This is a genomic window from Exiguobacterium chiriqhucha RW-2 (assembly GCF_000416965.1).
Lineage (GTDB): Bacteria > Bacillota > Bacilli > Exiguobacteriales > Exiguobacteriaceae > Exiguobacterium > Exiguobacterium chiriqhucha.
Window position 1 is genome coordinate 1 of sequence record NZ_ATCL01000007.1, and the last position, 7056, is coordinate 7056.

The window sequence follows — 7056 nt, forward strand, 5'->3', positions numbered from 1 at the left end:
ACTTGCATGTATTAGGCACGCCGCCAGCGTTCGTCCTGAGCCAGGATCAAACTCTCCAAAGAATTTGATATAGCTCTTTAAAAATGACGAAGCTTGCGCTTCATTCAAAAATTGTAAAACTTTTTTTGCCTCATCGTTCAGTTTTCAAAGTTCGTCTGTCGTTCTTGGCGACTTAAATATCTTAACAAGCTATCAACTAGAAGTCAATATCTTTTTTTCGATTTTCAAAACCGCTCTCGGCGACGTCTATTAATATATCAATAAAACTTTAAATACACAATAGCTTTTTTAGAAAAACTTTAAATTATTTTTCATTTCAATTGTCTATCGCTTCAAATCTCTTCATATAATTCTAGTTCCTTCATTATATAGAGAAAAAATGCTCGATGTATTTGCTAAAGTGATTCAGCATAGAAAAAGGCGAGATGGAATATCTCGCCTCACGACCTTAAGTTAGACAGTGAAACATTGCGTCGCTTCGCTTCTTTCAAATAAAAGAAGTATAGGGCTTCCGCTTGTTTTACTTGGGCTGCTAACTCACCGGTATCTTCGATGCTCACTTCAAGAATGTGACGTTTCGATTCGTACTTCGCCTTAGCATCTAACAACTCCGACAAAAACCTTTGATCGTAACCATAGCGTAAAGGTTTACGAAACCACTTCATAGTTCCCGTCGACCTTCCATCGCTCTAGATAATGTCACTTCATCCGCGTATTCCAAATCGCCACCCACGGGCAACCCGTGAGCAAGACGTGTTACACGGATACCGGTCGGTTTTAAAAGTCGAGATAGATACATCGAAGTCGCTTCCCCTTCAATGTTCGGGTTAGTTGCCAAAATGACTTCACTAATCGCTTCATTTTCTTGGAGACGTGTTAACAAACTCGAGACGTTAATGTCTTCAGGACCAATTCCTTCCATCGGACTAATCGCTCCATGCAAGACATGATACTTCCCGCGGTACTCTCGCATCTTCTCCATCGCAATCACATCTCTAGAATCTTGAACGACACAGACTACCGTCTCATCACGATGCGAATCTGTACAAATTGCACATGGATCAACATCTGTAATGTGTCCACACACCGTACAATATTTAATATCACGCTTAGCACTGACAAGCGCCTTAGCGAACGTCAATACATCGTCTTCTTCCATATCAAGTACGTGGAACGCTAGACGGATAGCAGTTTTCGGACCAATGCCCGGCAATTTTGTAAAGCTTTCAATCAAACGTCCGATCGCTTCAGGGTATTGCAACTCGCATCTTTCCTTTCTTCACTTAAAAACCTGGAAGGTTCATCCCTTGCGTAAAACGTCCCATTTTATCATTAACTAGTTGGTCAGCTTGTTTCATCCCGTCGTTGACCGCTGCCAACACAAGGTCTTGCAACATTTCGACGTCGTCTGGATCCACAGCATCTTCAGCAATAATGACATCAAGCACTTCTTTATGTCCGCTAACGACTACTTTAACCATGCCGCCGCCTGCTGTACCTTCGACCGTTAAGTCTTTCAATTCTTCTTGAGCTTTCGCCATATCTTTCTGCATTTTCTGCATTTGCTTCATCATGTTGTTCATGTTTCCCATTCCACGCATGTAGAGCGCCTCCTTTTAAACTTCTTCAATTTCAACGACGTCACCGAAACGTTCGAGGGCCTTTGAGACAAGTGGATCTTCTTCCTCCACTTCCTCTTCCTTATGATCCGAACGTTCAGCTTGTTTACGAAGGATGAACTCATTCTTCAACTCAACCCAATCGGTCTCGAGTACAGCCATGATTTCTCGACGAATCCCCGTCACTTCGAATAAGGCTTGTTCAATCACGTCTCGCGTGCGACCGTTCGAGCTAACCTGCTCGTAATGCCACGTCATCCCATCTTTAAATTGTACCAGTAAGGTGTCACTAGCACAAAGCACAGCCTCACTCTCATAGAACAGTGCAAAAATCGGACCATCTTGCGTGCGAATGTTCCCCATGATGTCTTCCCAACTATCACGGATTGCGTTTAAGTGTTGGCGTTCCGCTCGTTGCAATAATTGACGAATGCGTTCTTTCGGGACTCGAATTTGAGTTCGCTTGGCAACTTTCGGTTTCTCCGCTGTTGCTTCCGCTGCAGGGACACCCGTTTTCTTGACTTCATTCAACTCGCGACTCAGTTCACGGACCTGCTCTTGAAGTTGTTTCATCTGTTCTGTCATCGTCCGTCCTTGTTCAGCAATCCGAATAAACGTTAACTCAACTAAGACTTTCGGATGGTTTGATAATCGCATCTGTTGCTGACAGTCATTCAACTCTTCAATCACTTGGAACAACTCGTCCGTCGACGTCGCTTCAACAAATTGTCGGAACGTCTCTGTCGGACGGGCGCGTTCGAGTAAATCGACGGCTTGAGGTGAAGCCTTTAATAGTAAAGCATCACGATGAACGAATACGAGATCTTCAATGAATCGCTTCAAATCCTTACCTTCACGAAGCATCGTTTCCAACGTACTCAAAATTTGATCGAGTTGCTTCTGTTGTAAGCCATAAGCCATATCAAGTAGAGCATCATCCGTTACCGCGCCGGTCACTTCTAGAACAGCGTCTTCGGTCAAACGGCCATCGCTAAAAGCGAGCGCTTGATCGAGTAGGCTGAGCGCATCGCGCATCCCACCATCGGCAGCACGAGCAATCAGCTTGAGCGCCTCTGGATCATAGTCATAATCTTGATCGTTCAAGATATATGCCATACGTGTTTGCAATTGACCGACTTCATGCCGTTTCACATCAAAGCGCTGGCAACGTGAGATGATAGTTGCCGGAATTTTATGTGGTTCTGTCGTCGCCAAAATAAAGATGGCATGCGCCGGTGGTTCTTCCAGCGTTTTCAATAAGGCGTTGAACGCCCCAGTCGAAAGCATGTGCACTTCATCAATGATATATACTTTGAAGCGCGCTTGAGAAGGCGGATATTTGACTTTATCCCGAATTTCTCGAATCTCGTCGACCCCATTATTTGAAGCCGCATCGATTTCAAACACGTCCGGGCTCGTCCCTTCCGTGATTGCGATACAAGTCGGGCATGTGTTACACGGTTCTCGTGTGGGTGCTGTCTCGCAGTTGATAGCTTTCGCGATAATTTTCGCCAAACTTGTCTTCCCGGTCCCTCGTGGACCCGAGAACAAATAGGCATGTGACATTCGTTCCTCAAGCAACGCATTTTGAATCGTACGTGTGATATGAATTTGACCGACAACCTCTTGGAACGACTGCGGACGATAAACCCGATACAACGCTTGATACGCCATGTCCCCGCCTCCTTTCTTCCTTACATTCTCTATTTCATCATACAAAAAAATCTACAACCCTGGGGCCGTAGATTGAAGTTATTAAATAAATCTGCCGCGCACCGATTTCTGAAAGCACGTCAATGTGCGTTACTCATGCAGTTTGCTCGGCCCAAGCACCCCTGCGGCACACGGTACGTCACCACTTAAGGCTGCTTCCTTCCGGACCTGACCTGGTTCATGGGTGACCGTTGCGCAGGACTCAGACGTCAACGCCACTTACACGAGGACAGGCCACACCAATGCACTCCCTCGAATCGGGATTCAGTCTCGCTATAGCGGATTGCGAGTTACAGGGCACCGCTACCTCCCCGCCTAGCACGGCAAATGGGTAAATGAAGTTAGGCACTACGTTGAGTGCTATTACATTATACTGTTTAATCAGATGGGTTGCAACCTCTCTGTTCAAGCCGCGCCTGCTTCTTCCTTTCTCTAAGGTTTCGGAAGAAAATCGTTAGCAACTCCCCACACTCTTCTGCTAAAACATTTTGTGTCACTTCGGCTTGGTGGTTGAAGCGTTCGTCTTGAACGAGGTTCATGAGCGTACCGCAACACCCTCCCTTCGGATCATGGGCACCAAAGATGACACGCTTCACGCGAGACAGCACGATGGCCCCCGCACACATCGGGCACGGCTCTAACGTGACGAACAGTTCGCAATCCTCCAAACGCCAATTGCTGAGCGCCTGGTTCGCCTGTTCAATCGCAATCATTTCGGCATGGGCCGTTGCCAATAAGTCCGTTTCTCGGCGATTATGACCCGCGGCAATCACTTCATCACCTTTAACGATGACGCATCCGATCGGGACTTCGCCGATTGCTTCCGCCTTCTTTGCTTCTTCTATGGCGAGCCTCATAAATCGTTCATCTCGTTCCATATACACACTCCGTTTCTGATTACTTATTATGAAAAAAAATGAAAATCATTTCGCTCGCCCTATCCACTTCATTGTATGCTAGAATGGAACTTGCACTTTGGATAATGGAGGATGACATCATATGTTTATAACGGTAGAGGGACCGATTGGTGTCGGGAAAACGTCACTGGCCCATATCATCAGTCAGCACTTTTCAATGCAGATGCTGAATGAAATTGTAGAAGAGAATCCGTTTCTCGGCAAGTTTTACGAAGATATCGACGAATGGAGCTTTCAGACGGAAATGTTTTTCCTTTGTAATCGCTTCAAGCAATTAGACGATATCCACAAACACCACTTGAGTCAACAGCAATCCGTCGTTTCGGACTATCATATTTTCAAAAACTTGATTTTTGCCCACCGTTCCCTGAGACCAGCTCATTTGAACAAATATGAGCAAATCTATAAGATTTTGACACACGATATGCCAAAGCCTGATGTCGTCATCTACTTACACGCCAGCATCGAGACGTTAATGAAACGTGTCGCCTTGCGTGGACGTGAAGTAGAAGAGAATATGTCTCGCGACTACCTCGAACAGCTCGCCCGCGATTATGAAACGTTCATCGAATCATACCGCGCGACACACCCCGAAGTGACGATTCTTTCGTTCAGTGGAGATGAACTCGACTTCGTCCAAAACCCGGACGATTTGACGCACGTCCTCACAACGATCGAACGTGAATTAGAATTGACTAAAGGAGCACAAATCAAATGACGCTGAATGAAAAATACAACATTCCGAATGACACGATCATCACGATCGGTGGAATGGTCGGAATCGGTAAATCGACAATCACGAACTCACTTGCCGATGCCCTCAACTTCCGAACTTCACTTGAGAAAGTAGATACGAACCCTTATCTCGATAAATTCTATCATGACTTCGAGCGTTGGAGCTTCCACCTTCAAATCTATTTCTTGGCTGAACGCTTCAAAGAACAGAAGAAGATTTTCCAATACGGCGGCGGCTTCATCCAAGACCGTTCGATCTATGAAGATACAGGAATCTTCGCCAAAATGCACTACGAAAAAGGGACGATGTCTCCAACTGACTACGAGACATACTCGAGTTTGTTTGAAGCGATGGTGCTGACACCGTTCTTCCCGCATCCTGACTTGCTCATCTATCTCGAAGGTTCGTTCGAGCAAGTGCTCGACCGCATTCAAATGCGCGGACGTGAGATGGAGCAACAAACACCAATTACGTATTGGGAAGAAATGTACGCGCGCTATACGGAGTGGATCAACAACTTCAATCTTTGCCCGGTACTTCGTCTCTCAATCGAAGAGTATGACTTGATTAACGACCCAAACTCGGTCGAACTCATCCTTGAAAAAATCGAGAAACAATTGACGATCGCTCGCGAAGCGAAAGTCAGATAAGTAAAGAAGGTGCACTGCTCACTTGAGCGGTGCACCTTCTTTTTATGTGTGGGCGATATGAGGTTTCCGGTACGTCGGCGTCTTCCGAGCTTTTCGGAAACCGTCGATGGAATCAAACACGGCCGCCAAAACCGTGATGGCGACGACCAATCCAAATACCCAATCGAACGAGAGCATGCCGTTCGGAACGTTCGTCTCCAGCCAGTTCAAAAATCGTGGATCGAGTAACTGTGGGGAACTGGCCATCCAGATGATGAACGTTGCCGAGGCAATATTGTAGATCAAATTAAACGAAGCGAGCGCATACGTCCAATGTCCTTTCATCCATTTCCATACCCCGAGCACGACTTGAAGCAAGATGACGATCACAAAAAACCAAATCACATCCATTAGGAACGTTTGATTGAAGATGGGAGTGATCATCCTGAATCCCGCGTTCGTAGATTCATAAATCCCTAGTAACTGTTCGGCATTAATATACACGCCAAACCACACGGCTGTCCAAAACAACCCGAACCCTGCGTCAAATTTACTGATTCGACCGCCCTTCACCTGTTCTTTCAGCTTGGACACATCCCATTTCATATCTGGCGCCGGTACATCATCGGGTGCATAGCGCTCAATCAAAAAGAAGACAAGCGTAATCCAAAACACGAGCTGAATCCCGACATCCCATAACGCATCGAACATGTTCGTCAAAAATGTGCCGACTGTCGGCATAAGCGGCCCTGAGAACGTCGGCATGCTAGCAAATACAAGCCCGAAGAAAACGACAGCTAAGACGATGGGAACGACAAGCTTGACGACAGTCACATACACGGGGAAAAAACGTGGGCCGATGACATACTGGCCTTCCTTATAACGCGCGGCCACGACGGCCGGATGCCCAATCTCTGCTAACACCCGTTTTACGTCTGCCTCAGACGGTTGGTCGGGCAGTGCCGCCTCAATCGATTGCCGAACCGAGGCAGCAGCTTCCTCGCGCCGCTTCGGTGGAACGTGTCGCACGACCTCATCGATATACATCTCAATCCAATCCATGACGCTCATCTCCTTCCTTACGCGCCACTATAGTCTACTCTATGTAGATTCCCGGTTTACGCGCGGCTTAGCCAGATTTCGCCGGATTGACACAAACAAAAAAAAGCCGCAGACCGGAGTCTACGACCATAAAAAAACGCATCTGCCCATGCAGATGCCAAAACAAGCGGAGTTGGTGGGATTCGAACCCACGCGAGCCTTACGACTCCTAACGGATTTCGAGTCCGTCCCCTTCAGCCGGGCTTGGGTACAACTCCAGGCTTAAAAAAGTGTAAAAAAAAGAAAGTGGAGGAGGTGGTGGGATTCGAACCCACGCAGGCTATTACACCCCTGACGGTTTTCAAGACCGTTCCCTTAAACCACTTGGGTACACCTCCAAA

Annotated in this window: 8 protein-coding genes, 2 tRNA genes, 1 rRNA gene and 1 other RNA gene; 2 read left to right on the forward strand and 10 right to left on the reverse strand. The window is 46.8% G+C overall.

From position 1 onward, the window contains the following. From M467_RS16730 to tadA, 7 genes are all read right to left on the reverse strand, one after another. A 16S ribosomal RNA gene (locus tag M467_RS16730) occupies nt 1-62 on the reverse strand; the annotation flags it as partial. A gap of 378 nt (nt 63-440) precedes the next feature. Next, nucleotides 441-665: a YaaL family protein gene (locus tag M467_RS16735; RefSeq protein ID WP_021065284.1), complete on the reverse strand. Its 225-nt coding sequence runs from the start codon at nt 663-665 to the stop codon at nt 441-443. Beyond that, nucleotides 662-1261 carry a recombination mediator RecR gene (gene recR / locus M467_RS16740; protein ID WP_021065285.1) on the reverse strand — a complete coding sequence of 200 codons (600 nt, stop codon included), beginning with the start codon at nt 1259-1261 and terminating at the stop codon, nt 662-664. Before recR ends, M467_RS16735 begins: the two co-directional genes overlap by 4 nt. A 22-nt stretch (nt 1262-1283) precedes the next feature. Further along, nucleotides 1284-1601: a YbaB/EbfC family nucleoid-associated protein gene (locus tag M467_RS16745; protein ID WP_021065286.1), complete on the reverse strand. Its 318-nt coding sequence runs from the start codon at nt 1599-1601 to the stop codon at nt 1284-1286. Nucleotides 1602-1616: 15 nt separating this feature from the next. Beyond that, nucleotides 1617-3293, reverse strand: coding sequence for a DNA polymerase III subunit gamma/tau (gene dnaX, locus M467_RS16750; RefSeq protein WP_021065287.1), 1677 nt, complete (start codon nt 3291-3293; stop codon nt 1617-1619). A gap of 94 nt (nt 3294-3387) precedes the next feature. Further along, nucleotides 3388-3656, reverse strand: an RNA gene (ffs, locus tag M467_RS31550) — signal recognition particle sRNA large type. Nucleotides 3657-3709: 53 nt separating this feature from the next. Beyond that, nucleotides 3710-4210, reverse strand: coding sequence for a tRNA adenosine(34) deaminase TadA (gene tadA / locus M467_RS16755; protein WP_021065288.1), 501 nt, complete (start codon nt 4208-4210; stop codon nt 3710-3712). A 121-nt stretch (nt 4211-4331) separates the two neighbouring features. Between tadA and M467_RS16760 the strand changes: the two genes are divergently transcribed. Both M467_RS16760 and M467_RS16765 read left to right on the forward strand, forming a co-directional pair. Next, nucleotides 4332-4967, forward strand: coding sequence for a deoxynucleoside kinase (locus tag M467_RS16760; RefSeq protein WP_021065289.1), 636 nt, complete (start codon nt 4332-4334; stop codon nt 4965-4967). Next, nucleotides 4964-5635, forward strand: a complete 672-nt coding sequence (locus M467_RS16765; RefSeq protein WP_021065290.1) for a deoxynucleoside kinase — start codon at nt 4964-4966, stop codon at nt 5633-5635. The genes M467_RS16760 and M467_RS16765 overlap by 4 nt, the downstream gene beginning before the upstream one ends. A gap of 42 nt (nt 5636-5677) precedes the next feature. Here M467_RS16765 and M467_RS16770 read toward each other — a convergent pair whose 3' ends face one another. From M467_RS16770 to M467_RS16780, 3 genes are all read right to left on the reverse strand, one after another. Further along, nucleotides 5678-6676 (reverse strand): hypothetical protein, encoded by a 999-nt coding sequence (locus M467_RS16770; RefSeq protein WP_021065291.1) that lies wholly within the window; start codon nt 6674-6676, stop codon nt 5678-5680. 167 nt (nt 6677-6843) lie between these two features. Further along, a tRNA-Ser gene (locus M467_RS16775) sits at nt 6844-6933 on the reverse strand. A 29-nt stretch (nt 6934-6962) separates the two neighbouring features. Beyond that, a tRNA-Ser gene (locus M467_RS16780) sits at nt 6963-7053 on the reverse strand. Nucleotides 7054-7056: the final 3 nt, after the last annotated feature.